This is a genomic window from Mycobacterium sp. NGS24 (assembly GCF_059813065.1).
The window spans coordinates 1-24,092 of record NZ_JCALDW010000011.1 but is presented as its reverse complement, the minus strand read 5'-3'; the positions used below and the strand labels follow the sequence as shown (position 1 = coordinate 24,092).

General features: G+C 71.1%; 19 protein-coding genes. 7 read left to right on the top strand and 12 right to left on the bottom strand.

Annotation, left to right across the window (positions count from 1 at the left end; all coding sequences use genetic code 11):
- Window position 1 precedes the first annotated feature (1 nt).
- The 4 genes from AC5Y6Y_RS15580 to AC5Y6Y_RS15565 form a co-directional block, all read right to left on the bottom strand.
- Window positions 2–844: an MlaE family ABC transporter permease gene (locus tag AC5Y6Y_RS15580; protein WP_463828383.1), complete on the bottom strand. Its 843-nt coding sequence runs from the start codon at window positions 842–844 to the stop codon at window positions 2–4.
- Between the two features lie 45 nt (window positions 845–889).
- Window positions 890–1,654: an MlaE family ABC transporter permease gene (locus AC5Y6Y_RS15575; protein ID WP_463828382.1), complete on the bottom strand. Its 765-nt coding sequence runs from the start codon at window positions 1,652–1,654 to the stop codon at window positions 890–892.
- A 240-nt stretch (window positions 1,655–1,894) separates the two neighbouring features.
- Window positions 1,895–2,800 carry a 3-oxoacyl-ACP reductase gene (locus tag AC5Y6Y_RS15570; protein WP_463828381.1) on the bottom strand — a complete coding sequence of 302 codons (906 nt, stop codon included), beginning with the start codon at window positions 2,798–2,800 and terminating at the stop codon, window positions 1,895–1,897.
- Between the two features lie 13 nt (window positions 2,801–2,813).
- The gene (locus AC5Y6Y_RS15565; RefSeq protein WP_463828380.1) at window positions 2,814–3,005 is read right to left on the bottom strand and encodes a ferredoxin; all 192 of its coding nucleotides are present in this window, start codon (window positions 3,003–3,005) and stop codon (window positions 2,814–2,816) included.
- A gap of 227 nt (window positions 3,006–3,232) precedes the next feature.
- Between AC5Y6Y_RS15565 and AC5Y6Y_RS15560 the strand changes: the two genes are divergently transcribed.
- The 4 genes from AC5Y6Y_RS15560 (at window position 3,233) to AC5Y6Y_RS15545 (ending at window position 10,689) form a co-directional block, all read left to right on the top strand.
- Window positions 3,233–4,414 (top strand): acyl-CoA dehydrogenase, encoded by a 1,182-nt coding sequence (locus tag AC5Y6Y_RS15560; RefSeq protein ID WP_463828379.1) that lies wholly within the window; start codon window positions 3,233–3,235, stop codon window positions 4,412–4,414.
- A 25-nt stretch (window positions 4,415–4,439) separates the two neighbouring features.
- Complete coding sequence (locus tag AC5Y6Y_RS15555) at window positions 4,440–5,537, top strand: acyl-CoA dehydrogenase family protein (protein ID WP_473140162.1); 1,098 nt, start codon at window positions 4,440–4,442, stop codon at window positions 5,535–5,537.
- 4 nt (window positions 5,538–5,541) lie between these two features.
- Window positions 5,542–7,044, top strand: a complete 1,503-nt coding sequence (gene fadD17 / locus AC5Y6Y_RS15550; RefSeq protein ID WP_499919076.1) for a long-chain-fatty-acid--CoA ligase FadD17 — start codon at window positions 5,542–5,544, stop codon at window positions 7,042–7,044.
- Window positions 7,045–7,341: 297 nt separating this feature from the next.
- Window positions 7,342–10,689 (top strand): PE family protein, encoded by a 3,348-nt coding sequence (locus AC5Y6Y_RS15545; protein ID WP_499930117.1) that lies wholly within the window; start codon window positions 7,342–7,344, stop codon window positions 10,687–10,689.
- Window positions 10,690–10,697: 8 nt separating this feature from the next.
- Here AC5Y6Y_RS15545 and AC5Y6Y_RS15540 read toward each other — a convergent pair whose 3' ends face one another.
- Both AC5Y6Y_RS15540 and AC5Y6Y_RS15535 read right to left on the bottom strand, forming a co-directional pair.
- On the bottom strand, window positions 10,698–10,829 hold the full coding sequence (locus tag AC5Y6Y_RS15540; RefSeq protein ID WP_499930116.1) for a hypothetical protein: 132 nt from the start codon (window positions 10,827–10,829) through the stop codon (window positions 10,698–10,700).
- 94 nt (window positions 10,830–10,923) lie between these two features.
- The gene (locus AC5Y6Y_RS15535) at window positions 10,924–11,871 is read right to left on the bottom strand and encodes a hypothetical protein (RefSeq protein ID WP_499930115.1); all 948 of its coding nucleotides are present in this window, start codon (window positions 11,869–11,871) and stop codon (window positions 10,924–10,926) included.
- A 9-nt stretch (window positions 11,872–11,880) separates the two neighbouring features.
- Between AC5Y6Y_RS15535 and AC5Y6Y_RS15530 the strand changes: the two genes are divergently transcribed.
- Complete coding sequence (locus tag AC5Y6Y_RS15530) at window positions 11,881–12,477, top strand: hypothetical protein (protein ID WP_499930114.1); 597 nt, start codon at window positions 11,881–11,883, stop codon at window positions 12,475–12,477.
- 6 nt (window positions 12,478–12,483) lie between these two features.
- On the opposite strand, the gene AC5Y6Y_RS15525 is transcribed toward AC5Y6Y_RS15530, so the two are convergent.
- From AC5Y6Y_RS15525 to AC5Y6Y_RS15515, 3 genes are read right to left on the bottom strand one after another with little or no spacing between them, the layout of a single operon-like run.
- Window positions 12,484–14,031 (bottom strand): acetolactate synthase large subunit, encoded by a 1,548-nt coding sequence (locus AC5Y6Y_RS15525; RefSeq protein ID WP_473140160.1) that lies wholly within the window; start codon window positions 14,029–14,031, stop codon window positions 12,484–12,486.
- Window positions 14,028–14,858: an amidohydrolase family protein gene (locus AC5Y6Y_RS15520; RefSeq protein ID WP_473140159.1), complete on the bottom strand. Its 831-nt coding sequence runs from the start codon at window positions 14,856–14,858 to the stop codon at window positions 14,028–14,030. Before AC5Y6Y_RS15520 ends, AC5Y6Y_RS15525 begins: the two co-directional genes overlap by 4 nt.
- A gap of 51 nt (window positions 14,859–14,909) precedes the next feature.
- On the bottom strand, window positions 14,910–15,677 hold the full coding sequence (locus AC5Y6Y_RS15515; protein WP_463828373.1) for a fructosamine kinase family protein: 768 nt from the start codon (window positions 15,675–15,677) through the stop codon (window positions 14,910–14,912).
- 153 nt (window positions 15,678–15,830) lie between these two features.
- Between AC5Y6Y_RS15515 and AC5Y6Y_RS15510 the strand changes: the two genes are divergently transcribed.
- Window positions 15,831–19,892, top strand: a complete 4,062-nt coding sequence (locus AC5Y6Y_RS15510; protein WP_473140158.1) for a PE family protein — start codon at window positions 15,831–15,833, stop codon at window positions 19,890–19,892.
- Between the two features lie 11 nt (window positions 19,893–19,903).
- Here AC5Y6Y_RS15510 and AC5Y6Y_RS15505 read toward each other — a convergent pair whose 3' ends face one another.
- Complete coding sequence (locus AC5Y6Y_RS15505) at window positions 19,904–21,556, bottom strand: acyl-CoA synthetase (RefSeq protein WP_473140157.1); 1,653 nt, start codon at window positions 21,554–21,556, stop codon at window positions 19,904–19,906.
- A gap of 64 nt (window positions 21,557–21,620) precedes the next feature.
- On the opposite strand from AC5Y6Y_RS15505, the gene AC5Y6Y_RS15500 reads away from it, so the two are divergent.
- On the top strand, window positions 21,621–22,439 hold the full coding sequence (locus tag AC5Y6Y_RS15500; protein WP_463828370.1) for a crotonase/enoyl-CoA hydratase family protein: 819 nt from the start codon (window positions 21,621–21,623) through the stop codon (window positions 22,437–22,439).
- A 3-nt stretch (window positions 22,440–22,442) separates the two neighbouring features.
- On the opposite strand, the gene AC5Y6Y_RS15495 is transcribed toward AC5Y6Y_RS15500, so the two are convergent.
- Both AC5Y6Y_RS15495 and AC5Y6Y_RS15490 read right to left on the bottom strand, forming a co-directional pair.
- Window positions 22,443–23,138, bottom strand: a complete 696-nt coding sequence (locus AC5Y6Y_RS15495) for a sensor domain-containing protein (RefSeq protein ID WP_473140156.1) — start codon at window positions 23,136–23,138, stop codon at window positions 22,443–22,445.
- The coding region (locus AC5Y6Y_RS15490) for a sensor domain-containing protein (RefSeq protein WP_499919080.1) at window positions 23,135–24,092 on the bottom strand (958 nt) is incomplete at its 5' end. The genes AC5Y6Y_RS15495 and AC5Y6Y_RS15490, both read right to left, overlap by 4 nt.

Genomic DNA, 24,092 nt, shown 5'->3' with positions numbered 1-24,092 from the left:
GTTACCCCGACAGATTGAAGTTGCCGGACGCACCGTACACGGCGAGTGAGATGAACAGGGTGATCACCACGACGACGATCAGCGAGGTACGCACCGCCTGCCCGACGGCGATGCCGACGCCGACCGATCCGCCGCTGGCGTTGTACCCGTAATAGGTGTGCACCAGCATCACCGCGATCGACATCACGATCGCCTGCAGGAACGACCACAGCAGGTCGGACGGGATCAGGAAGGTATTGAAGTAGTGGTCGTACAGGCCGGCGGACTGGCCGTTGACGAACACCGTGGTGAACCGGGCCGCGAAGAACGCGGCCAGCACCGACAACGAGTACAGCGGGACGATCGCGACCAGACCGGCGATCAGCCGGGTGGACACCAGGTAGGACACCGAGTGCACCGCCATGCACTCGACGGCGTCGATCTCCTCGGACACCCGCATGGCACCGAGTTGAGCCGTCGCCCCGGCACCGATGGTGGCCGCCAGCGCGATTCCGGCGATGACCGGCGCGACGACGCGCACGTTGAGGAAGGCCGAGAGGAACCCGGTGAGCGCCTCGATGCCGATGTTGCCCAGCGATGAATAACCCTGCACCGCGATCACCCCGCCGGAGGCCAGGGTGAGGAAGGCCGCGACGCCGACCGTGCCGCCGATCATCACCAGTGCGCCCGCCCCCAGCGTCATCTCGGCGACCAGGCGGATGGTCTCCTTGCGGTAGCGGGTGAGCGCGTTGGGCACGTAGCGGAAGGTTTCGCCGTAGAACAACGCCTGCTCGCCGAAGTTGTCGACCGGTTCGGCGAACCTCGAGAAGAAATTGCGCAGGCGAAAGGTGACGTCGTAGCTCATCGCATACTCACCATCGCTCGCCTGACCCCCACCGTTACCTCGTCCCTATTTCGCTGAGATTCGGACACCGATGGCCGTCATGACCACGTTGATGACGAACAGGCAGATGAATGCGTAGACGACGGTTTCGTTGACGGCGTTGCCGACGCCCTTGGGGCCGCCTTTGACGGTCAGGCCGCGATAGCACCCGACCAACCCGGCCATCACGCCGAACAGCAACGCTTTGACTTCGGCCAGGATCAATTCGCGCAGGCCGGTCAGCACGGTCAGTCCATTGATGAACGCGCCCGGATTGACCCCCTGCAGGAAGACGGAGAAGGCATAGCCGCCGGACAGCCCGATGATGCACACCAGGCCGTTGAGCAGCAGCGCAACCAGCGTCGAGGCCAACACCCGGGGAACCACGAGGCGCTGGATCGGGTCGATGCCGAGCACCCGCATCGCGTCGATCTCTTCGCGGATGGTGCGTGCGCCCAGGTCCGCGCAGATCGCGGTGGCGCCGGCACCCGCCACCACCAGCACCGTGACGACCGGTCCCAGCTGGGTGATGGTGCCGAAAGCCGTTCCGGCACCGGACAAGTCGGCGGCGCCGATCTCACGCAACAGAATGTTCAGGGTGAAGGCGACCAGCACGGTGAACGGGATGGACACCAGCAACGTCGGCACCAGGGAGACGCGCGCGACCATCCAGGTCTGATCCAGGAACTCCCGAAACTGAAACGGCCGCCGGAAGGCGGCCCGTGCGGTCTCTATCGACATCTCGAAAAAGCCACCGACGGCCCGGGCTGGTACGGCAATTCGCTGCAACAAAAACGGGTCCCCCAATCTGCGGCTCGCGGCGACATTTTCTTGACCGGAACACACCGTTGGATGACTCGTTGCCTGGTGTGAGCGGGCTCATACTAACTAGAACAAGTTCCGAGTGTCGATTAACCCCCAAATATTTTGCGGCGAAGATGCACAGCTGGTACTCCACCTCCATCAGCGAAAACGCGTGATTTCGACGTCTGGCTACGGCCCGTCACGCGGTTGCCGGGAGATGACCGGTGGTCAGTCCATCAGCGCGGTGGCGGCGAAGTTGAGTTCCGGGTCACGACCGGAGAAGTAGCCCTGCATCGCGGCACTGAGTTCGGCGGGATCCCAGGCGTCGGCCCCGGCGTCGAACTGGTGCTCGACGGTCGGGGCGGCGACCAGCGTCACCCGCGGGCCGTAGACGATGAAGACCTGGCCGTTGACTTCGGCGGCCGCCGGCGACGACAGGAACCCGACCAGGGTCACCACGTGGTCGGGTGAGAGAGGGTCGACCTCGCCGTCGTCGGGCGCCGCGCCGAACACGTCGGCCGTCATCGCGGTGCGAGCGCGGGGGGCGATCGCGTTGGCGCACACCCCGTAGCGGCCCAGCGCGCGCGCCGCGCTCAACGTCAGCGCGATGATGCCCGCCTTGGCGGCGCCGTAGTTGGCCTGCCCGACCGGTCCGACCAGGCCCGCCTCGGAGGAGGTGTTGACGATCCGGCCGTAGACCGAGCCGCCCGCTTCCTTGGCCTTGGCCCGCCAGTAGGTGGCCGCGTTGCGGGTGAGCAGGAAGTGGCCGCGCAGGTGCACGGCGATGACCTGGTCCCAATCCTCGTCGGTCATGTTGAACAGCATCCGGTCGCGGGTGATGCCGGCGTTGTTGACGACGATGTCGAGCCCGCCCAGTCCGTCTGCGGTGGTGACGAGTTCGTCGGCGGTCGAGCGCGCACTGACGTCACCGGCTACGGCCACCGCCTTGGATCCGGCGGTGCCGATCTCGTCGAGGACGTCGGAGGCATCCAGGGCGGCGGCGATGTCGTTGACGACGACGGTGGCGCCCAACCGAGCCAAACCTATCGCCTCGGCGCGGCCCAGGCCGGCGGCGGCACCGGTGACCACCGCGACCTTTCCGGAGAGATCGGTCGCATTCGTGCTGCTACTCAATTTATGAATACCTCTAGTCTTCTCGTACCAGGGCGGCGCGCGGACATTCGGCGATCGACTGCTCGGCCAGATCCTCCTGGCCGTCGGGGATGGGATCGGTCTTCACCACGGCGTAGTCCTCGTCGTCCAGGTCGAAGATGTCCGGTGCTATCCCTAAGCACACGGCATTACCTTCGCACCGGTCACGGTCAACTTTCACTCGCACGGCATCCTCCTTGAACCTGGGCTGGGAGTTAGGGAATACGCGTAAATCCGAACTCGGTCTTCATCTTGCACCACCATAAGGCCCCGGCACATCTGCAGAAAGGTCGCTGGATTCCCAGACTAGAACGTGTTACAACCGGGATGACGGATGGGTATCCGCTGGTGTCGAAGACGGCGGCTGCACTGAGACTTTCTTTGGGCACGGTCGCTCGATCGGAGGCAGCGGGAATGCAGATCAGTTACACCCCTGAACAGGAGGAGCTGCGTCGCGAGCTGCGCTCGTACTTCGCTGGGCTGATGACCCCGGAGCGCCGCGAGGCACTGAGTTCGGTGCAGGGCGAATACGGCACCGGCAATGTGTACCGCGAGACCGTGGCGCAGATGGGCAAGGACGGCTGGCTCACGCTGAACTGGCCCAGGGAGTACGGCGGTCAGGACCGCGCGCCGATGGACTCGTTGATCTTCACCGACGAAGCCGCCATCGCGGGTGCCCCGGTGCCGTTCCTGACGATCAACAGCGTGGCGCCGACGATCATGGCGTTCGGCACCGACGAGCAGAAGAAATTCTTCCTGCCCAAGATCGCCGCCGGTGAGCTGCACTTCTCGATCGGCTACTCCGAGCCCGGCGCCGGCACCGACCTGGCCAACCTGCGCACCACCGCGGTGCGCGACGGCGACGACTACGTGATCAACGGTCAAAAGATGTGGACCAGCCTGATCGCCTACGCGGACTGGGTCTGGCTTGCGGTGCGCACCAATCCCGAAGCCAAGAAGCACCGCGGCATCTCGATGGTGGTGGTGCCGACCACAGCCGAGGGTTTCTCCTGGACGCCGGTGCACACCATGGCCGGCCCCGACACCAGCGCCACCTACTACACCGACGTGCGGGTGCCGGTGACCAACCTGGTCGGCGAGGAGAACGCCGGCTGGAAGCTGGTGACCAATCAGCTCAATCACGAGCGCGTCGCACTGGTGTCGGCACAACCGATCATCGTGGCCCTGCGCGAGGTTCGTGAATGGGCGCAGAACACCAAGGACGACGGCGGCGCGCGGCTGATCGATTCGGAGTGGGTGCAGATCAACCTGGCCCGGGTGCACGCCAAGGCCGAGGTGCTCAAGCTGATCAACTGGGAGCTGGCCTCGGCCGATGCCGAGTCGCTGAATCCGGCGGACGCGTCGGCGGCCAAGGTGTACGGGACCGAGCTGGCGACCGAGGCCTACCGGCTGCTGATGGAGGTGCTGGGCACCGGGGCCACCCTGCGTCAGGACTCCCCCGGAGCGCTGCTGCGGGGCCGAGTCGAGCGCATGCACCGGGCCTGCCTGATCCTGACCTTCGGCGGCGGCACCAACGAAGTCCAGCGCGACATCATCGGCATGGTCGCTCTCGGCCTGCCCCGGGCCAACCGCTGAATCCTCTGACAGGACGGACCTTTTCATGGATTTCTCGACGACCGAAGCGGCCCAGGACCTCGGAGGCCTGGTCGACAGCATTGTGGACGCGGTGTGCACGCCGGCACGTCAGCGGGAACTCGACGGCCTCGAGCAACGCTTCGACCGCGAGCTGTGGCGCAAGCTGATCGACAGCGACATTCTGACCAGCGCGGCCGCCACCCAGGTGGGTGGCGACGGGTTCGGGGTGCTCGAGCAGGTCGCGATCCTGGTCGCGCTCGGACACCAGCTGGCCGCCGTGCCATACCTGGACTCGATCGTGCTGGCGTCCGGTGCGCTGGCCCGCTTCGGTTCCGAGGAGCTGCAGCGCAGTTGGGGCGCTGCCGCGGTGCGCGGCGAGAAGATCCTGACGGTGGCGCTGGCCGGTGAGATGGGCGAGGGACCGGTGCGCGCCGCCGGGTCCGGCGAGGGGTACCGATTGACCGGCACCCGCACCCAGGTCGGTTTCGCGCCGGTCGCCGACGCCTTCCTGGTGCCCGCCGAAACCGATTCCGGCACAGCGGTATTCCTGGTTGCCGCGGATGATCCGGGGGTGACGGTGACACCGTTGCAGACCACGGGCCTGGGCAGCGTCGGGCAGCTGTCCCTGGACGGCACCGAGGTGCCGGCGGACCGCAAAGTGGGCGACGGTGTCGTGGTGGCCTGGTTGCGCACCATCGCGGCCCTGGGCCGCAGCGCCTACCAGCTCGGGGTGCTGGAGCGCGGCCTGCAGCTGACGGCCGAATACGCCCGGACCCGAGAGCAGTTCGACCGCCCGATCGGCAGCTTCCAGGCTGTCGGTCAGCGCCTGGCCGACGGTTACATCGACGTCAAGGGACTGCGACTGACGTTGACCCAGGCCGCGTGGAAGGTGGCCGAGGACATTCCGGCCGAGATCGACGTGGCGTCCGCCGCGTTCTGGGCCGCCGACGCCGGACACCGGGTGGCGCACACCATCGTGCACGTGCACGGCGGTGTCGGGGTGGACACCGACCACCCCGTCCATCGTTACTTCCTGGCCGCCAAGGAGGCCGAGTTCGCGCTGGGTGGGGCGACCGGGCAGCTGCGTCTGATCGGCCGTGAGCTGGCGGAGACGCCGGCCTAGTGCCGTGAGCGATCCCACCGTCACCGACCTGCTGGTGCCGCTGACCGAGATCGGCGACCGCGGCGTCTACTTCGAGGATTCCTTCACCAGTTGGCGCGATCACCTGCGGCACGGCGCGGCGATCGCGGCCGCGGTGCGGGCCCGGCTGGATCCGGCCCGGCCGCCGCACGTCGGTGTGCTGCTGCAGAACACCCCGTTCTTCTCCGCGATGCTGGTGGCCGCGGGGATGTCGGGCATCGTCCCGGTGGGACTGAACCCGGTACGCCGCGGTGCCGCACTGGCCCGCGACATCGACCACGCCGACTGTCAGCTGGTGCTGGCCGACTCCGGATCGGCGCACACCCTCGACGACATCGATTACGTCGACGTCGACTCCGATTCGTGGGCCGCCGAGCTGGCCGCACACCGGGACGCCCAGTCTGATTTCCAATCTGCTTGTCCCACAGACCTTTTCATGCTGATCTTCACCTCGGGAACCAGCGGCGAGCCAAAGGCGGTGAAGTGCAGCCACGGCAAGGTGGCGGTTGCCGGTTCGACGATGGCGCAGCGCTTCGGCCTGGGCCGCGACGACGTCTGCTACGTGTCGATGCCGTTGTTCCACTCCAACGCGGTGCTGGTCGGCTGGGCGGTGGCCGCGGCCTGCCGGGGCTCGCTGGCGTTGCGGCGCAAGTTCTCCGCGTCGCAGTTCCTGCCGGACGTCCGCCGCTACGGCGCGACCTACGCCAACTATGTGGGCAAGCCCCTGTCCTACGTGCTCGCCACGCCCGAGCAACCCGACGACGCCGACAATCCGTTGCGGGCGGTGTACGGCAACGAGGGTGTCCCCTCCGACATCGACCGCTTCGCCGCCCGGTTCGGTTGCCGGGTGCAGGACGGGTTCGGTTCCACCGAGGGTGGCGTGGCGATCGCCCGGACACCCGACACCCCCGCCGGATCGCTGGGCCCGCTGCCGGCCGGTATCGAGATCGTCGATCCCGAGACCGGCGAGCCGTGCCCGCCGGGCGTGGTCGGCGAGGTGGTCAACACCGCCGGGCCGGGACGCTTCGAGGGCTACTACAACGACGCGGCCGCCGAGGCCGAACGGATGGCCGGCGGCATCTACCACAGCGGCGACCTCGCCTACCGTGACGAGGCCGGCTACGCCTACTTCGCCGGCCGACTCGGCGACTGGATGCGGGTGGACGGCGAAAACCTGGGCACCGCGCCGATCGAACGGGTCCTGCTGCGACACCCGCAGGTACGCGAAGCCGCGGTGTACCCGGTGCCCGATCCGGTGGTCGGCGACCGGGTGATGGCCGCGCTGGTGCTGGTCGACGGTGCACAGTTCGACACGGCCGCGTTCCGCGCCTTCCTGGCCGACCAACCCGACCTCGGACCCAAGCAGTGGCCGTCGTACGTGCGGATCAGCGCCGGGTTGCCGGGCACGGTCACCTTCAAGGTGCTCAAACGACAGCTCTCGGCCGAGGGCGTCGACTGCGGCGATCCGGTCTTCCCGATCCGTCACTGAGCTCCGGTGCCATGGCGCGGGCACCTGAGCTCGGCGGCTTGACCCGCACCCGGCAGTCGCACCGCAATGGCCTGGCCGGCCGGCCGCTGGCTGGGTTTACTGAAACAGAGTAGTGATGCGGTGCGAAATAACTTTCGACAATTCGGCTTCGTTGAGCATCTGCTCCAAATCCACTGGAACTTCAAATGTTCCGAACTTCATCCTTTTTGGGCAGGCGCGTAATACCATCCCCCGCGTAAATGTGTGCGCCGTATCCAGGCGTTGCTGGCGGCGCGTCGAGTCAAGGGGAACCGCCGCATGCCATTCGTCTCCATTGCGCCGGACATGGTGGCTGCGGCTGCCGGCGAACTGACCAAGGTCGGGTCCACGCTCGAAGCCGCCAACCTGGCGGCCGCGTCGTCCACCACGCAGATCCTGGCCGCGGCCACCGACGAGGTGTCCACCCGCATCGCAGCGCTGTTCGGCGCTTACGGCCGGGACTACCTGGCGATCAGCGACCAGTTGGGTGCCTTTCACGCACAATTCGTCGCTGCGCTCAGCGCCGGCTCCGGGAGCTATGCGACGGCCGAGACGTTCAACGCCGAGCAAGCCGTGTGGGCAGTCATCAACTCACCGACCCAAACCCTGCTGGGACGGTCGTTGATCGGCAACGGCGCCAACGCCACAACGCCGGGTGGGTCCGGCGGCGCCGGTGGGATCCTCTACGGCAACGGTGGCAACGGGGCCGCCGGGGCCGCCGGGCAGGCCGGCGGCGCCGGGGGCGCGGCGGGACTCTGGGGCAACGGCGGGGTCGGGGGTGCCGGCGGAGCGGGCGGCGCGACCGGTGGCGCCGGCGGCGCGGCCGGGCTGCTGTTCGGTGTGGGCGGCGCGGGTGGCCTCGGGGGCAGCGGGGGTGGCACCGGCGGAGCGGGCGGCAGCGGCGGCTGGATCTGGGGTGGCGGTGGCACCGGCGGCACCGGCGGGTTCGGCGGCGGCACCGGCGGGGCGGGTGGCCGCGCCGAGTTGCTGTGGGGTGCCGGTGGAGCCGGCGGCGACGGTGGTGCCGGCACCGATGCGACCGGCAGCGGCAGCGGTGGCGCCGGTGGCACCGGCGGTGCCGGCGGCGCCGGTGGCCTGTTCGCCGGCGGTGGGGCCGGCGGCAACGGCGGCAGCGGTGGGGCCGGCGGTGCGGGCAGCACGGGTGCGGCGGTCGGGAACAGCGGTGGCACCGGCGGCGCCGGCGGCAGCGGGGGCGCCGGTGGCCAGGGTGCGCTGTTCCTCGGCGCGGGTGGCCACGGCGGTCTCGGCGGTTCCGGTGGTATCGGAGGGCACGGCGGTGACGGGGGCGCCGGCAGTGTGGCCGGTCTCGGCGGGATCGGCGGCACCGGCGGGACCGGCGGGACCGGCGGAAACGCCGGCCAGGGCGGGGCCGGTGGTGCCGGCCAGTTGTTCAGTGCCTCGGGTGCAGCAGGTGCCGCCGGTGTCGGTGGTCTGGGTGGCGAGGGCGGCAACGGCGGCGACGGCAGCACCGGCGCGTCCGCGGTTGCGGGCACCGGCGCCAACGGTGTCGCGGGCTTTGCCGGTGGTGCGGGTGGCGCCGGCGGTGTGGGCGGCGATTCCGGCCCGGGCGGCGTCAATGGTTCCGGCGGCAAGGGCGGTACCGGTGGTACCGGCGGCACGGGGGGCAAGGGCGCGGCCAGCTTGACCACGATCGGTGGCGATGGTGGCACCGGTGGTGACGGTGGTGATGCAGGTGCAGGCGGTAACGCCGGATCCGGCGGCACGGGTGGCACCGTCGGCAACGACGGCACCGGCGGCAAGGGCGGTCGGGGTGGTGACGGCGGTGCCGGCGCCGCAGGCCTCGGCGCCAGTCAGGGCGGCTTCACCGGCGGCGAAGGTGGACAGGGCGGGGACGGCGGCGCGGCGGGCGCGGGCGGTGTCAACGGCGCCGGCGGAGAAGGCGGTCGCGGCGGAGGAGGCGGTGCTGGGAAGGCTGCCCCCAACGGGTTCGGCGGCACCGGCGGCCAAGGGGGCGACGGCGGTGACGGAGGCGATGGCGGGAACGCGGGTGACGGCACCGGCGCGGCCGCACGCGGGGGCGCGGCAGGTGCCGGCGGCGACGCCGGCGAAGGTGGCCGCGGTGGTAACGGCAGCCTCAACCAGGGTGGCGGCCAGGGTGGCGCGGGCGGCCGCGGCGGACAGGGTGGCACCGGTGGCCTGGATACCGGCTCTGCCAGCAGCGCCGTCAGCGGAACCGGCGGCACCGGCGGACAGGGCGGAGACGGTGGGACCGGCGGGACCGGCACCATCGGCACCGCGGGCTCGGGCGGCGTCGGTGGCGAGGGTGGCGACGCCGGCGCGGGCGGTGCGGCCAACGTCGGCGGCATCGAGGGCAAAGCAGGGACCGGCGGCAAAGGCGGCGGCGGCGGTAACGGTGGCGTCGGAGTCGGCGGCAGCGGTGCCGGTCAGGCCGGCTACCAGGGCGGAGAGGGCGGCCGGGGTGGCGACGGCGGTGCTGCGGGTGCCGGTGGCACCAATGGAGTTGGCGGCACCGGCGGCACCGGCGGTAATGGCGGTGCCGGGAAGGCCGCAGCCGCCGGCTTCGGCGGACAGGGCGGCGAAGGCGGCGACGGCGGTGCCGGCGGCGACGGTGGCGACGGTGGCGACGGAGTGGGTGCAGGGGCGGTCGGCGGCGCGGCCGGCACCGGCGGCAACGGTGGCGGTGGCGGCCGCGGTGGTAACGGCAGCCTCAACCAGGGTGGCGGCCAAGGCGGCGACGGCGGCCAGGGCGGTCAGGGCGGCCGGGGCGGCCTCGACACCGGTGCCCTCAGCAGCACCGGCAGCGGAACCGGTGGGAACGGCGGTCAAGGCGGCGAGGGCGGTACCGGCGGCACCGGCACCCTCGACACCGCGGGGTTGGGTGGAACCGGCGGTAACGGCGGTGACGCCGGGCAGGGCGGCTTCGCCAATGTCGGCGGTGCCGAAGGCAGCGCCGGGATCGGGGGCAAGGGTGGCGACGGTGGCGATGGTGGAGTCGGTGCTGCGGGCTCTGCTGCGGGCCAGGCGGGCTACGGGGGCGGTGGCGGCGGCCTGGGGGGTAATGGCGGTTATGCCGGCGCAGGCGGTACCAATGGTGCCGGCGGCAGCGGCGGCGACGGCGGCCACGGTGGTGCCGGCAAAGCGGCTGCCAACGGATTCAGCGGTACCGGCGGTCAGGGTGGCAACGGCGGAGAAGGGGGCTACGGCGGAAATGCCGGCTCGGGACTCGGCGCGGTCGCCAGTGGCGGCGCAGCCGGAACCGGCGGCGACGGTGGCGAGGGTGGCCGGGGTGGCAACGGTGCCCCGACTCAATCCGGCGGGTTGGGCGGCAACGGCGGTCAGGGCGGCCGAGGTGGAGTCGGCGGCTTGAACAACCCCGCGTCCGGCAGCCCGACCAGTGTCGCAAGCGGAACCGGCGGTAACGGTGGCCGCGGCGGTGACGGCGGCACGGGTGGGGCCGGCAGCACCACTAACGGGGGTTCGGGTGGTGATGGCGGGTATGGCGGCGACGCAGGCGCGGGCGGCGTCGCCAACCTCGGCGGTACTGAGGGTAACGCCGGCACGGGAGGCAACGGAGGCAGCGGGGGGAAGGGCGGAGAAGGCAACGACGGTCCCAACCTGGGCTAGAGCGGCTTTTACGGCGGGAACGGCGGCCTGGGCGGCAACGGCGGCAACGCCGGCGTCGGCGGCACCAACGGCGACGGCGGCGCCGGTGGCCATGGCGGCGACGGCGGCGACGGCAGAATCGGCGCGGATGGAGTCGTCACTTCGGGCGGCGTCGGAGGGTATGGCGGCAACGGCGGCAATGGTGGCGACGGCGGGAACGCCGGCACCGGCAACGGCGCCAGCGGCAGCGGCGGACTAGGCGGCGAGGGCGGCAACGGTGGTGGCGGCGCCCGGGGCGGAGCCGGAGACGCCTACTCCGAAGGTGGCTTCGGCGGCAACGGCGGCGACGGCGGCCAGGGCGGTCGAGGCGGCCTCAACACCGACGGTGTCAGCAGTGTCAACAGTGGCAACGGCGGCGACGGTGGCCTGGGCGGTACCGGTGGCAAGGGCGGATCGGGGCCCCTGGGTGCCGCCGGGTCCGGTGGCACGGGCGGGACCGGCGGGAATGCGGGAGCGGGCGGGGACGCCAATGTCGGCGGAGCGCAGGGTTACGACGGAACCGCCGGTGACGGCGGCCGCGGCGGCGACGGCGGCAACGGAGCGAACGCAGCCGACGGCAACGGTGACGGCGGCCAGAACGGCGGTACCGGGGGGCGCGGCGGCGACGGCGGCCGGGCCGGTATCGGCGGCGCCAACGGTAACGGCGGCGAGGGCGGGCGCGGCGGTGACGGAGGCGACGGGGGTGACGCGCCGGAGGCCCCGATCGGTGTTCCCGGCGGAAACGGTGGGAGCGGCGGGGAAGGTGGCCAGGGCGGCAATGCCGGTACCGGCGTCGGTGCGGCCGCTCTCGGTGGCGGCGCGGGCACTGGCGGTGACGGTGGCGACGGCGGTCGCGGCAGTAACGGCTTCCCGACCATTCCGGGCGGAGTCGGTGGCGACGGCGGTGGCGGCGGGAATGGCGGCATCGGTGGCCTGAACACCGGCGCGCAGGGTAGCGCGGCCAGCGGTCTCGGTGGCAACGGTGGCAAGGGCGGGGAAGGCGGCCGCGGCGGTGACGCGGGTGCCGGCGTGGCTGCCGCGGGTGGTCGGGGCGGCGAAGGCGGCGACGCCGGTGCCGGCGGGCTGGCCAATACCGGCGGCACCAACGGCAACGCCGGTGTCGGCGGAGAAGGCGGGACCGGAGGTAGAGGCGGCAACGGTCATGACGCCGACGTGGGTGGTCGCGGTGGAGACGGCGGCGGCGGGGGATCGGCCGCGCTGGGCGGCACCAACGGCAACGGTGGGGTAGGCGGTGCAGGCGGGACCGGTGGGATCGGCTTCCCAGGTGCCGATGGCACGGGTGGATCAGCCTCGCCCGGCGGCTACGGCGGCGATGGCGGCGACGGCGGTGACGCCGGCCTGGGCAGCGGGGCGCCCGGCGATGGTGGCGACGCGGGTAAAGGCGGCCTCGGTGGGACCGGTGGCACGGGCGGCTACGGGGCGAATGGGTATGACGGTGGCGACGGGGGCACGGGCGGCCAGGGCGGCCGGGGTGGAAACGGCGGCAACCCCAGCCCGGGCGGCACCGGCGGAAGGGGAGGCCCCGGTGGCACCGGCGGCGAGGGCGGCGAGGGCGGTGGTTCGCAGTACGACCGAGGCGGCGACGGCGGCGACGGCGGCAGAGGGGGCGACGGCGGCAACGGCGTCGGCTCGCCCGGCGGCAACGGTGGCGACGGCGGCGAGGGTGGCGACGGCGGTATCAGCGGTGGCAACATCAACGGCTCGGGCGGGTCGCCCGGCAACCCGGGCCAGGACGGTCAGGTCACCTGAGCACGGCTATCCCAGCAGCGACGGCACCACGGCGTCGATCAGGTGTGGCCCGGGTTCGGCGAAGGCGTCGCGCAGCGCGTCAGCCAGTTCTTCGGCGGTGCCGGCCCGTCGCGCCGGCACGCCCATGCCTTGCGCGATCTGCACGAAATCCATTGTGGGACGTGATATGTCGAGCAGGTCGAGGGCTTTGGGGCCGGGCGCCGACCCGGCGCCGACACGTTGCAGTTCCAGGCGCAGGATGTCGTACTTGCCGTTGTTGTAGATGACGGTGGTGACGTCGAGGTTCTCCCGGGCCTGGGTCCACAATCCCGAAATCGTGTACATCGCAGAACCATCCGACTCCAGACACAGCACCGGACGGTCCGGTGCCGCGACGGCGGCGCCCACCGCGGTCGGGATGCCGTAGCCGATCGCGCCGCCGGTCAGTGTGAGCCAGTCATGCGCCGGGGCGCCGGCGGTGGCGGCGGGCAGCAACAGACCTGAGGTGTTGGATTCGTCGACGACGATCGCGCGCTCGGGCAGCAGCGCTCCGATCACGTCGGCCGCCGATGCCGCCGTCAACGGCCCGCACGGTAGCTCCGGACGCGACGCCACCGCCACCGGCACCTCGGTTCCCGGCGCCAACTCCTCGGCCAGGGCAACCAAAGCTATTCCAGCGCAACCGAATTCAGCGAGCCGATGGACTTGACAACCCGGCGGCACGAGGTCGCTGGGCAGGTCCGGGTAAGCGAAGAACGAGACCGGCGACCTGGCCCCGGCCAGTATCAGATGCTTGCTGCCCTCGAGTTGGGCGGCCGCGGCTTCGGCGAAGTACCCCAGACGTTCGACGGCCGGAACGCCGGCACCGCGTTCGAGCCGCGTGGGGAAGGTCTCGCACAGCAGGCGGGCACCGGTGGCTGCGGCGATCCGCGCGGCCGCGGCCAGCCCCGGCCCGCGGGTGGCGTCGCCGCCGATCAGGATGGTGGTGGGTTCATCCGAGCGCAGAACCTCAGCCACCGAACCGTTGTCGACGTGCCCGCCGGAGAACGAGGAAGCGACCGTCTTGGCCGGCCGGCCGCCGTCGGACCAGGACACGTCGGCGGGCAGGATCAGCGCCGAGGACATCGAGCCGGACACGCAGGCGGCGATGGCATCGGCGGTGTCGGCCCCCACTTCGGCGACGTCGGTGGTGCGGCGCACCCAGCCCGAGACGGTGCCGGCGACGGCGTCGATGTCGGATTCCAGTGGGGCGTCGTACTTCTTGTGGTACGTGGCGTGGTCGCCGACGACCACCACCATCGGGACGCGGGCGCGCCGCGCGTTGTGCAGGTTGGCCAACCCGTTGCCCAGTCCGGGTCCCAGATGCAGCAGTACGGCGGCGGGCCGACCGGTGATGCGCGCGTAACCGTCGGCGGCGCCGGTGGCCACACCCTCGAAAAGGGTTAGTACGCCCCGCATTCGGTCCACGGTGTCCAGGGCGGCGACGAAGTGCATCTCCGAGGTGCCCGGGTTCGAGAAGCACACGTCGACGCCACCGTCGACCAGGGTGTTGATCAGTGCCTGGGCTCCGTTCATCTGTCCGCCTTTCGTTGCAGCCTGAAGACCCGCTCGGCATTGCCGTGCAGGAAGTCGCGCCGCGCCTCGTCGCTGAGTCCGAGTTGGTCGATGCCGGCGAGGGCGTGCGAATGGGAGATCATCGGATAGTTGGTGCCGAACAACACTTTGCGTTGCCCCGTACCGGTTTTCATGAATCGGACGAGTTCGTCGGGAAGGCGACGCACCGTGTAGGCGGAGGTGTCGATGTAGACGTTCTCGTGCTTGCGGGCCACGGCGACCATTTCCTCGGTCCACGGATAGCCGACGTGGCCGCACACGATGACCAGTTCCGGGAAGTCCAGTGCCACCTGGTCGACATATGGAATGGGTCGACCGGTCTCCGACGGCTGCAACGGACCCGTGTGTCCGACCTGGGTGCAGAACGGCACGCCGGACTCGACGCACTGGGCGAACAGTGGATAGTAGCGCCGGTCGGTGGGCGGTGCGTTCCACAGCCACGGCACCACCCGCAGCCCGACGAAGCCGTCGGCGACGCGGCGACGCAGTTCTCGTACGGCCCGCATCGGACGGTCCAGGTCCACCGCCGCCAACCCGGCCAGCCTATCCGGGTACAGCGAAACCCATTGGGCTACCTCGTCATTGGAGACCAGATCTAACCCACCCGGTCCGGTCCACGCGCTCAGCAGGCCGAGCTGCACGCCGCCGGCGTCCATCGAGGCCACCGTGGCCGCGATGGGTATCTCGGCATCTGGGATCGACCCCCCGGTCCAGCGTCGCAGCGAGGCCAGCATCTCGTTGCGCAGGAACCGCTGAGTCGGATGCTGCATCCACACGTCGATCGCCATCGCGCGTTGACTCTAACTCGCTGACGATGCCGGCCGCGGAGCGGCAACAGGTCACGCCTGCAACGCCTCGCGTGCAGCCGCGTGCGTTTGACTCAGATAACCGCCGCCGAACAGCACCACGTGCGCCAGCAGCGGGAACAGTTGATGCAGCCGCACTCGACTGCGCCATCCGGGTCGCAGCGGTCGCACGTGCTGGTACCCGGCGATCACCGCGTCCAGATGCGGACAGCCGAACAGCGCAAGCATCGCCAGGTCGGTCTCACGGTGGCCGCCGTGCGCGGCGGGGTCGATCAACACCACACCGGCCGGTGTCCACATCACGTTGCCACTCCACAGATCGCCGTGCAGCCGGGCGGGCGGGTCGTCGTCGTCGAAGTCGCCTGCACGACAACGCCGCACGACCGCATCGACGGCGTCACGGGTGCTGCCATCGAGTTGGCCGCCGGCCAGCTCGGCCATCGGGGCCAGCCGTTCGTCGGCGTAGCAAAGACCCCAACTGCGGTGCCCGCGCAGCGACATCGGCAGCGGCTGGGACAGTGGCCCGAAAAATCCCGGGCCGTCCCAGCCGTCGGGCCCGACGCCGAAGGCCGCCGCTCCGGCGTCGTGGGTGACGGCCAGCCTGCTGCCGAACTCCCGCGCCGCCGCGCCGCTGGGCCGCACCGATTCGAGTCGTTGCAGGGTGAGGCTGGTCGCGTCCACGGACACCACCCGCGCGCACGGCACGCCGCCGTCGACGTCGGCGAGCCAACCCAGACCGGCGGCCTCCCACGCGAAGAAACGGTCCGGCGCGCCCACCCGGCTCTTGACGAAGTCGCTCACGACGCGACTGTAGACACCGGCCCGGAGTTGAGTCCGACGAACTGGTTCTCTCGCCGAAACCACTACGTGCCCGGCGAAATCGCGATAGATTTCCGAGACAATTGACGGAAACGTCGATTCTCGAATAGTCGTGCACAATGCCGGAGTCGCGTGATGACGTTCCTTTCCGCCGCACCCGATCTGATCGCCACTGCGACAGAAAACTTGGCCGAGATCCGGTCGGCCCTGCAGCACGCGAACGCTGCCGCCGCGCAGGCCACCACCCAGCTGGCCGCAGCGGCGGCCGACGAGGTGTCGGCGCAGATCGGTGCGTTGTTCGGTGCGCACGGCACCGCCTACCAGGCGGTCAGCACGCAGGTGGCCGCGTTCCAGCAGGAATTCGCCGGTGCGCTCAGCGCGGCGGCCGTGGCCTACTCGGGCACCGAGTCCGCATCGGCTGCCGCGATCACCCCGCCGGCCATCTTCGGCCGGCCGCTGTTCGGCAACGGGGCCGACGCCACCACGCCCGGTGGCAGCGGCGGCGACGGCGGCTGGTTGTTCGGTGACGGCGGTAACGGTGCGGCCGGGGCCGCCGGGCAGGCCGGCGGCAACGGCGGGTCGGCTGGACTACTGGGCCGGGGCGGTACGGGCGGTACCGGCGGTGCCGGCAGCCACGGCGGCGCCGGTGGCAGCGGGGGCTGGCTGCTCGGCGTCGGAGGTGCCGGCGGCACCGGTGGATCCGGCGGTGGCACGGGTGGCGCCGGCGGCAACGGCGGACTGCTGTGGGGTGGTGGCGGCGCCGGTGGCACCGGTGGTTCCGGTGGCGGCACGGGCGGGGCAGGCGGGCGCGCGGAATGGCTGTTCGGCGCCGGCGGGGCCGGCGGGACCGGCGGCGCGGGCGACCCGGGATCCGAGGGTGGTGGTACCGGTGGCGACGGCGGGCGTGGTGGAGTCGGCGGTGCGGGCGGACTGCTGGCCCGCGGTGGTGCCGGCGGTGCTGGAGGTGTGGGTGGCACCGGCGGTGCCGGCGCCACCGCAGCGGTCGGCGGCACCGGTGGTATCGGCGGAGACGGCGGCGCCGGCGGTCACGGCGCCCTGCTGCTGGGCCCGGGCGGTACCGGCGGGGCGGCCGGAGCGGGCGGCACCGGGGGCGCCGGCGGAACTGGTGCGGACGGCGCGGTCGCCGGTCTGGGTGGCATCGGGGGCACCGGAGGCCAGGGCGGTGTGGGCGGGGTGTCCGGTCACGGCGGTGCCGGCGGGGAGGCAGGCGGATTGTTCGGTGTGGCCGGCCACGCAGGCAGCACCGGCACCGGTGGCACCGGAGGCGCCGGGGGTGCTGGTGGCAGCGGCTTAGCCGGTACCAAATCCGCCGCCGGGCTCACCGGCGGCGACGGGTTCGCCGGGGGCCCCGGGGGCGACGGTGGCCAGGGTGGCAACGCGGTCGACGGCGGAATCAACGGTTCGGGTGGCGTCGGCGGAAACGGTGGCACGGGTGGCAAGGGTGGCACCGGTGGTGCGACCGTCGCCGGCAACGACGGCGCCACCGGAGGAAAGGGCGGGGCGGGCGGCGATGCCGGGCTCGGTGGTGCGGCGGGAACCGGCGGGCAGGGCGGGGTGGCCGGCAACGCCGGCACCGGCGGCACCGGTGGTCGGGGCGGGGACGGCGGCACCGGCAGCAAGGGTGCCGACGCGGCTGCGGGCAGCGGCGCCACGGGCGACACCGGTTTCGTCGGCGGTACCGGTGGTGAGGGCGGGGCAGGCGGTAAGACCGGCGCGGGCGGAACCAACGGCAGCGGCGGCCAGGGCGGCACCGGCGGGCAGGGCGGCACCGGTGGACAGGGCGGATCGGGCGCCGACAACTCCAGCGGGGTCGGCCACCAGGGTGGCACCGGTGGCACCGGCGGAGACGCTGGTCAAGGCGGTGCAGGCGGTGGCGCGGGCAGCGGCGGGCACGGGGGTGCCGACGGCGCCCGAGGCGATGCCGGCACCGGTGGTACCGGCGGGACCGGGGGCACGGGCGGGACCGGCGGCAACGGCATCAGCGCGGCGTCGAATACCGGCGCAGACGGCACCGACGGCTTCGCCGGCGGCAAGGGCGGTGGAGGTGGCCAGGGCGGCAACTCGGGCGCCGGGGGTACGAACGGCAGCGGCGGTAAAGGCGGTCAGGGCGGCAACGGCGGCTATGGCGGCAACGGCGGGTCGGGCGTCGCCAACGACACGGGCATCGGGGGTGACGCCGGCAACGGGGGCGCAGGCGGCGATGCGGGCGACGGCGGGAGCGGCGGCACAGTCGGCAGCGGCGGAACCGGCGGCGACACCGGCGAACACGGACTACGAGGCGGCGGCGCCGACGGCGGCAGGGGTGGCGACGGCGGCGGCGGCGGCCTCGGCGGCACGTCGACCAGCACGCCGGGCGCAGCGGGTGCCTCCGGGTTTGCCGGGGGCGACGGCGGAACCGGCGGCCGGGGTGGCGCGGGCGGCGGCAACGGCGGGGCCGGCGGCAACGGCGGCCAAGGCGGTGACGGTGTCGGCGGCAACAACGGCGGCGCCGGCGGTCAGCCCGGCGGCGACGGCGGCGACGGGGGTGACGGTGGCAACGCTGGCAAGGGCGGCGCTGCCGGCTCCGGCGGCGGCCGCGGCGGGGAGGGCGGTTCGGGTGGCAAGGGCGGTGCAGGCGCCCGGGCCGGGGCCGGCACCACCGACGGCGCGCACGGCGGCGACGGTGGCGACGGCGGCCGCGGCGGCGACGCCGGCGCCGGCGGTGACGCAGGCCCGGACGGCACCGCCGGGGCTGTTGGCAAGGGTGGTCTCGGCGGAAACGGCGGAAACGGGGGTCGGGGCGCTGTCGGCTACCGCGGTACCGACAGCACTGACGGCGGCACCGGCGGCACCGGTGGCACCGGCGGCCAGGGCGGTAACGGTGGTGATGGCGGCGACGGTGGCGACGGTGTCGGCGGTGTGGGTGGCGGCACCGGAGGCAACGGCGGCAAGGCCGGCGATGGCGGCACCGGCGGCACCGGCGGAACCAGCACCGGAGCGGCGGTGCACGTCACCGGCGGTGACGGCGGCCGCGGCGGGATCGGCGGGGACGGCGGCAACGGTGGCTTGGCCGGCGCGGGCGGCGCCGGCGGCGGCGTCGAAGGCAAGGCCGGCACCGTCGGCAACGGCGGGGCCGGCGGCCAGGGCGGGTCGGGCGGTACCGGCGGTGAGGGCACCAATCCCCCGCCGATACACATCGACAACGCCGCCGACGGTGCCGACGGTGCCGACGGCATCCCCTGGGGGGCGAACGGTGAGAGTGGCGCAAACGGCGTGACGACCGGCCAGCAAGGCGGCAACGGTGGCAGTGGCGGCACCGGCACCAGTGGCAACATGATCGTTGCCGTCGGTGGCGACGGCGGCAACGGCGGCGACGGCGGCACCGGCGCGAACGGCGGAAACGGCGGGCGCGGCGGCGACGCCGACCGTACCGTCAACAACAACTTTCCCAGCCAGGGCGGCCAGGGCGGCGACGGCGGCCGGGGCGGTGCCGGCGGAAACGGTGGAAACGGCGGCGACGGCGGAGAAGTCCTCAGTCCGAACGCCTGGGATATCGACTTCTACTACCACGCGGGCGACGGCGGCGACGGTGGCGCCGGGGGGACGGGCGGACGCGGCGGAAACGGTGGAAACGGCGGGCTCAGCTACAGCGCCTACGAGCCCGGCGGTAACGGCGGAACCGGTGGCCGCGGCGGCGACGCCGGCGGACTGACCAGCACCGGCGGCACCGGCGGCGACGGCGGCGCGGGCGGCACCGGGGGCAACGCCGGCACCGTCGGCGATCTCACCGGCGCGGTCGGTGGCGTCGGCGGCCTGGGCGGCGACGGCGGCACCGGAGGAGTAGGCGCGGCCGGTGGCGCCGGCGGTGACGGCGGCAAGGGTGGTCCCGCCGCATCCAATGCCTACAGCGGCAACGGCGGAAACGGCGGCGATGGCGGAAACGGCGCCGACGGCGGCCGGGGCGGGAACGGCGGGCAGGGCGGGGCCGGCGGAATCGGTCCCAACGGTCAGGCCGCCGGCGGCTCGGGCGGCGGCGCCGGCTTCGGTGGGCTCGGCGGAGCGGGCGGGGACGGCGGCGCGGGCAATGCCCCGGGCACCGCCGCCAATCCTGCTCATCTGGGTGCGCCGGGAGTCGACGGCATCGACGGCGACGCCGGGAACACCGGCCCCCGGGGCACGGTGGGCGCCCCGGGCTGATCGCCGGCTGGTCAGGCGGTTACGTGCGCGGCATGCACGTCGTCGGCCGGCCGGGCCTCGGTCTGCTCCTTGGCCCAGCGGTAGTCCGGCTTGCCCGCGGGCGAGCGCTTCACCTCGTCGACGAACCAAAGGCTGCGCGGCACTTTGTATCCCGCGATCTCCGACCGCACGAAGCTGTCCAGCTCCGCCAGGGTCGGCCGCGCCCCCTGCCGGGCCTGCACCACGGCGGCGACGTGCTGGCCGTAGCGCGGGTCGGGCACCCCGACCACCAGCGCGTCGAACACGTCGGGGTGGCCTTTCAAGGCGGCCTCGACCTCCTCGGGGTAGATCTTCTCCCCGCCACTGTTGATCGACACCGAACCGCGTCCCAGCATGGTGACGCTGCCGTCCTCCTCGACCAGCGCCCAGTCGCCGGGGATCGCGTAGCGGACCCCGTTGATGGTCCGGAACGTCTCGGCGGTCTTCTTCTCGTCCTTGTAGTAGCCGAGCGGGATGTTGCCTCTCTTGGCGAGGAAGCCGCGCACGCCCGAGCCGGGCTTGACCTCGTTGCCGTCCTCGTCCAGGACCACCGTGCGGTGGTCGATGGTGACCCGGGGACCGCCGCTGTGCGGCGCGTCCTTGGCGACGATGCTGGTGCCGCCGAAACCGGTCTCCGACGACCCGATGGAGTCGGTGATGACGCGATTGGGCAGCAGCTCGAGGAACTTCTCCTTGATGCTCGGTGAGAACAGCGCGGCCGTCGACGCGAGCAGGAACAGCGACGACAGGTCGTACTCGTTGCCGGCGTCCTGGTGTGCCAACAGCGCGTCGAGCAACGGGCGCGCCATCGCGTCACCGGTGAAGAACAGCAGGTTGACTTTGTGCTGGTGGATCGTCCGCCATACCTCGTCGGCGTTGAATTCCGGTGCCAGCACGGTGGTTTGGCCCGAGAACAGCGACATCCAGGTGGCCGACTGGGTGGCGCCGTGAATCATCGGCGGGATCGGGTAGCGGACCATCGGCGGGTTCGCGGCGGCCGCTTTGGCCAGGTCGTACTCGTCCTTGATGAATTCGCCGGTGGCGAAGTCGGTGCCGCCGAACAGCACGCGGTAGATGTCCTCGTGCCGCCACATCACGCCCTTGGGGAAGCCGGTGGTGCCGCCGGTGTAGAGCAGGTAGATGTCGTCGGCGCTGCGCTCGTCGAAGTCGCGCTCGGGGGACCCCTGCTCCAGCGCGGCGTAGAACTCGACGCCGCCGTAGCGCTGATAGTCGTTGTCGGAGCCGTCCTCGACCACCAGGATCGTCTTGACGTCGGGGGTGTCGGGCAGCACGTTGGCGACCCGGTCGGCGTACTGCCGCTCGTGCACCAGCGCCACCATGTCGGAGTTCTCGAACAGGTAGCGTAGTTCGCCCTCGACATAGCGGAAGTTGACGTTGACCAGGATCGCGCCCGCCTTGATGATGCCCAGCATCGCGATGACGATCTCGATGCGGTTGCGGCAGTACAGGCCCACCTTGTCGCCCTTCTGCACACCCTGGTCGATCAGGTAGTGCCCGAGGCGGTTGGCCTTCTCTTCCAGTTCGGCGTAGGTCAACTGCTCGTCACCGGAGATGAGCGCTACGCGGTCCGGCACAGCGTCGATGGCGTGCTCGGCGAGGTCAGCAATATTCAGGGCCACGGCCACCAAATTAGAACGTGTTACATTTCTTGACAAGCTGATGCCCGATGTCGCGCGAAAGGCGGTCCCGGTGAGCGAGAGCCCAGCAAACGAATCCGGTTCTTCGGAAGCCGACGCGCTGGTCGAGCAGCGCGGTCACACGCTGATCGTCACGATGAATCGGCCGGCCCGTCGCAACGCTCTGAGCACCGAAATGATGCGGATCATGGTCGAGGCCTGGGACCGGGTGGACAACGACCCCGACATTCGGTGCGCCATCCTGACCGGCGCCGGTGGCTACTTCTGCGCAGGCATGGACCTCAAAACGGCGACGCAGAAGCCGCCGGGGGATTCGTTCAAGGACGGCAGCTACGACCCGTCGCGCATCGATGCGCTACTCAAGGGGCGCCGACTCACCAAACCGTTGATCGCCGCCGTCGAAGGACCCGCGATCGCCGGCGGCACCGAGATCTTGCAGGGCACCGATATACGTATCGCCGGCGAGAGCGCGAAGTTCGGCATCTCCGAGGCGAAGTGGAGTCTGTACCCGATGGGCGGTTCGGCCGTGCGACTGGTGCGCCAGATTCCCTACACGGTGGCCTGCGACCTGCTGCTGACCGGTCGGCACATCACCGCCGCCGAGGCCAGGGAGATGGGGCTGATCGGGCATGTCGTCCCGGACGGCCAGGCGCTGACCAAGGCCCTCGAACTCGCCGAGATCATCGAGAACAACGGGCCGCTGGCGGTCCAGGCAATCCTGCGCACCATTCGCGAAACCGAAGGCATGCACGAAAACGAAGCCTTCAAGATCGACACCCAGATCGGGGTCTCGGTGTTTCTCTCCGACGACGCGAAAGAGGGCCCGCGCGCATTCGCCGAGAAGCGCAAGCCGCAATTCCAGAACCGCTAGCCGTCACGGGTTGGCGAGATTGCTGCTCAATTTGCTCGTGATGCGGTTGGCGACAACCTGAGCCTGGTCGACGGTGTCGTAACCGCACGCCACCACGTCGACGACATACTGCGTTTGGTATGTCAGCACGTGCTGGCAGGTGTATCGCGAATTCTCCTGCGAAATGGCCGCGGTCAGGGTGGTGTCGGTCTGTTTCATCGACTTCATCAGCCAATGGCCGACGGTGCCGCTGGCGTCGACGGTGTATGACTGGCCGTTGCATTTCTGCCACGACTGCGTCGCCGTCCGGAGATATGTCTTGGCCTTGTCTTCGGTGCCGAGGGCGACCATTCCCTGCGCGACGTAATGCGTCCGTTCACCTTGCGGGGACGATCCCACCGCGCCCCTGAGCGCCACCCAGTCGATGCCGGTCAGGGAATCGGGCGGCACGATCATGGAAATTCCGATACAGGTGGCGGGATTCACCCGGACCGGATCCTTCGACAGCCGGCTGAACCGACTCGAGGTCACGAACGAGTTGTCGCCGACCGCCGACCGGATCTCTGCCTCGGTCAGCGTTGAGACGGTGAGCGCCGGGGCCAACGGTTGCTCGGTCGATGGCTTGGCCCGGCTGTTACCGGCCCGCAGGACGACGGTGGTGACGATGATCGCGACAGCGGCGACCGCGATCAGCGCGCATGTCAGCAGTTTGCGATTCATGATGCCGCCAGGATTTTGGAAACGAGGGTGTCTGCCTTCGACTCGACGCCGGCCCGGTTGTCACAGACGATGACGGTCGCAATGGCGGTGTCGGACGTGGCCACGTTCTGTTGACACAGGAAGCTGCTGTCGTCGACGAAATGGTATTGCGCGGATATTTTGGTGCGTCCGTCCGCGACGATCGTCGCTTTCATCTTGACGCCACCGGCCGAGTAATCGAGGTTGTTGCAGCTGCGCCAGGCCTGCAGTCGTTGTTGCAGAAAGCGATTCGCCGCCGACACCGATGGCGCGTTCGCCAGATATTGATCCACGCTGCCCCGGATGTCGTTTCCGGTGGCGTGCAACGTCTGGGAATCGGCCGTGTTGATGCCGACGGCAGCGAATGCCGCTTTCATATCGATCGACTGAATTGCTCCGCACTGTTGCGGCGTGACGGTGAAGCCGGGCTCGGTGAGTTTGCGTGCCGAGTCGATGAGCCGATAGTTCTTTTCACCCATGACGTTGTTGACCTGCTGCACCGACAGCAACGCCGGTCCCGCCGCTTCGGAGGACCCGGTGGCCACGAAGATGATCGGCACCGCGATCGCGACGGCGACAACGGCGCAACCCGCGGTGACAGCGACCGCGTGCCGCTGCCACCGACCAACCTGACCGCCGGCGGCGAACGCCACGGGTTGCTGTCGGGGCCCGGGTGGTGGCCACGGCGCGGCCGCGGGGGCGCCGTGCCACGGCCCGGCAGCGGGGGCGAATCTCGGATCCACCCCGCCCGGCCCGGGCGGAATCGGTTGCGGAGTCATCACGGGTTGCGGTCCGGTAGGAGGGCCGGTGATGGCCGCGCGGGCTGCGGCGGTCAATTCCTTGGTGGTGTCGTAGCGGTCGTCGGGGTTTTTGGCCATCCCTTTGGCCACCACGGCGTCGAGTTGGGCGGGCAGGCCGTGGCGCAACACCGACGGC

Coding starts and splice junctions, on each gene's coding strand:
- AC5Y6Y_RS15520 (WP_473140159.1), bottom strand. CDS start 14,858: ATGGCGATCGACGTGTGGATGCAGCATCCGACTCAGCGGTTCCTGCGC.
- AC5Y6Y_RS15560 (WP_463828379.1), top strand. CDS start 3,233: ATGCAGATCAGTTACACCCCTGAACAGGAGGAGCTGCGTCGCGAGCTG.
- AC5Y6Y_RS15525 (WP_473140160.1), bottom strand. CDS start 14,031: ATGAACGGAGCCCAGGCACTGATCAACACCCTGGTCGACGGTGGCGTC.
- AC5Y6Y_RS15535 (WP_499930115.1), bottom strand. CDS start 11,871: ATGACCGTTGCCGCCTCTACCTCCGGTCCCGCCTTCTCCGCCGACACC.
- AC5Y6Y_RS15555 (WP_473140162.1), top strand. CDS start 4,440: ATGGATTTCTCGACGACCGAAGCGGCCCAGGACCTCGGAGGCCTGGTC.
- AC5Y6Y_RS15545 (WP_499930117.1), top strand. CDS start 7,342: ATGCCATTCGTCTCCATTGCGCCGGACATGGTGGCTGCGGCTGCCGGC.
- AC5Y6Y_RS15510 (WP_473140158.1), top strand. CDS start 15,831: ATGACGTTCCTTTCCGCCGCACCCGATCTGATCGCCACTGCGACAGAA.
- AC5Y6Y_RS15495 (WP_473140156.1), bottom strand. CDS start 23,138: ATGAATCGCAAACTGCTGACATGCGCGCTGATCGCGGTCGCCGCTGTC.
- AC5Y6Y_RS15580 (WP_463828383.1), bottom strand. CDS start 844: ATGAGCTACGACGTCACCTTTCGCCTGCGCAATTTCTTCTCGAGGTTC.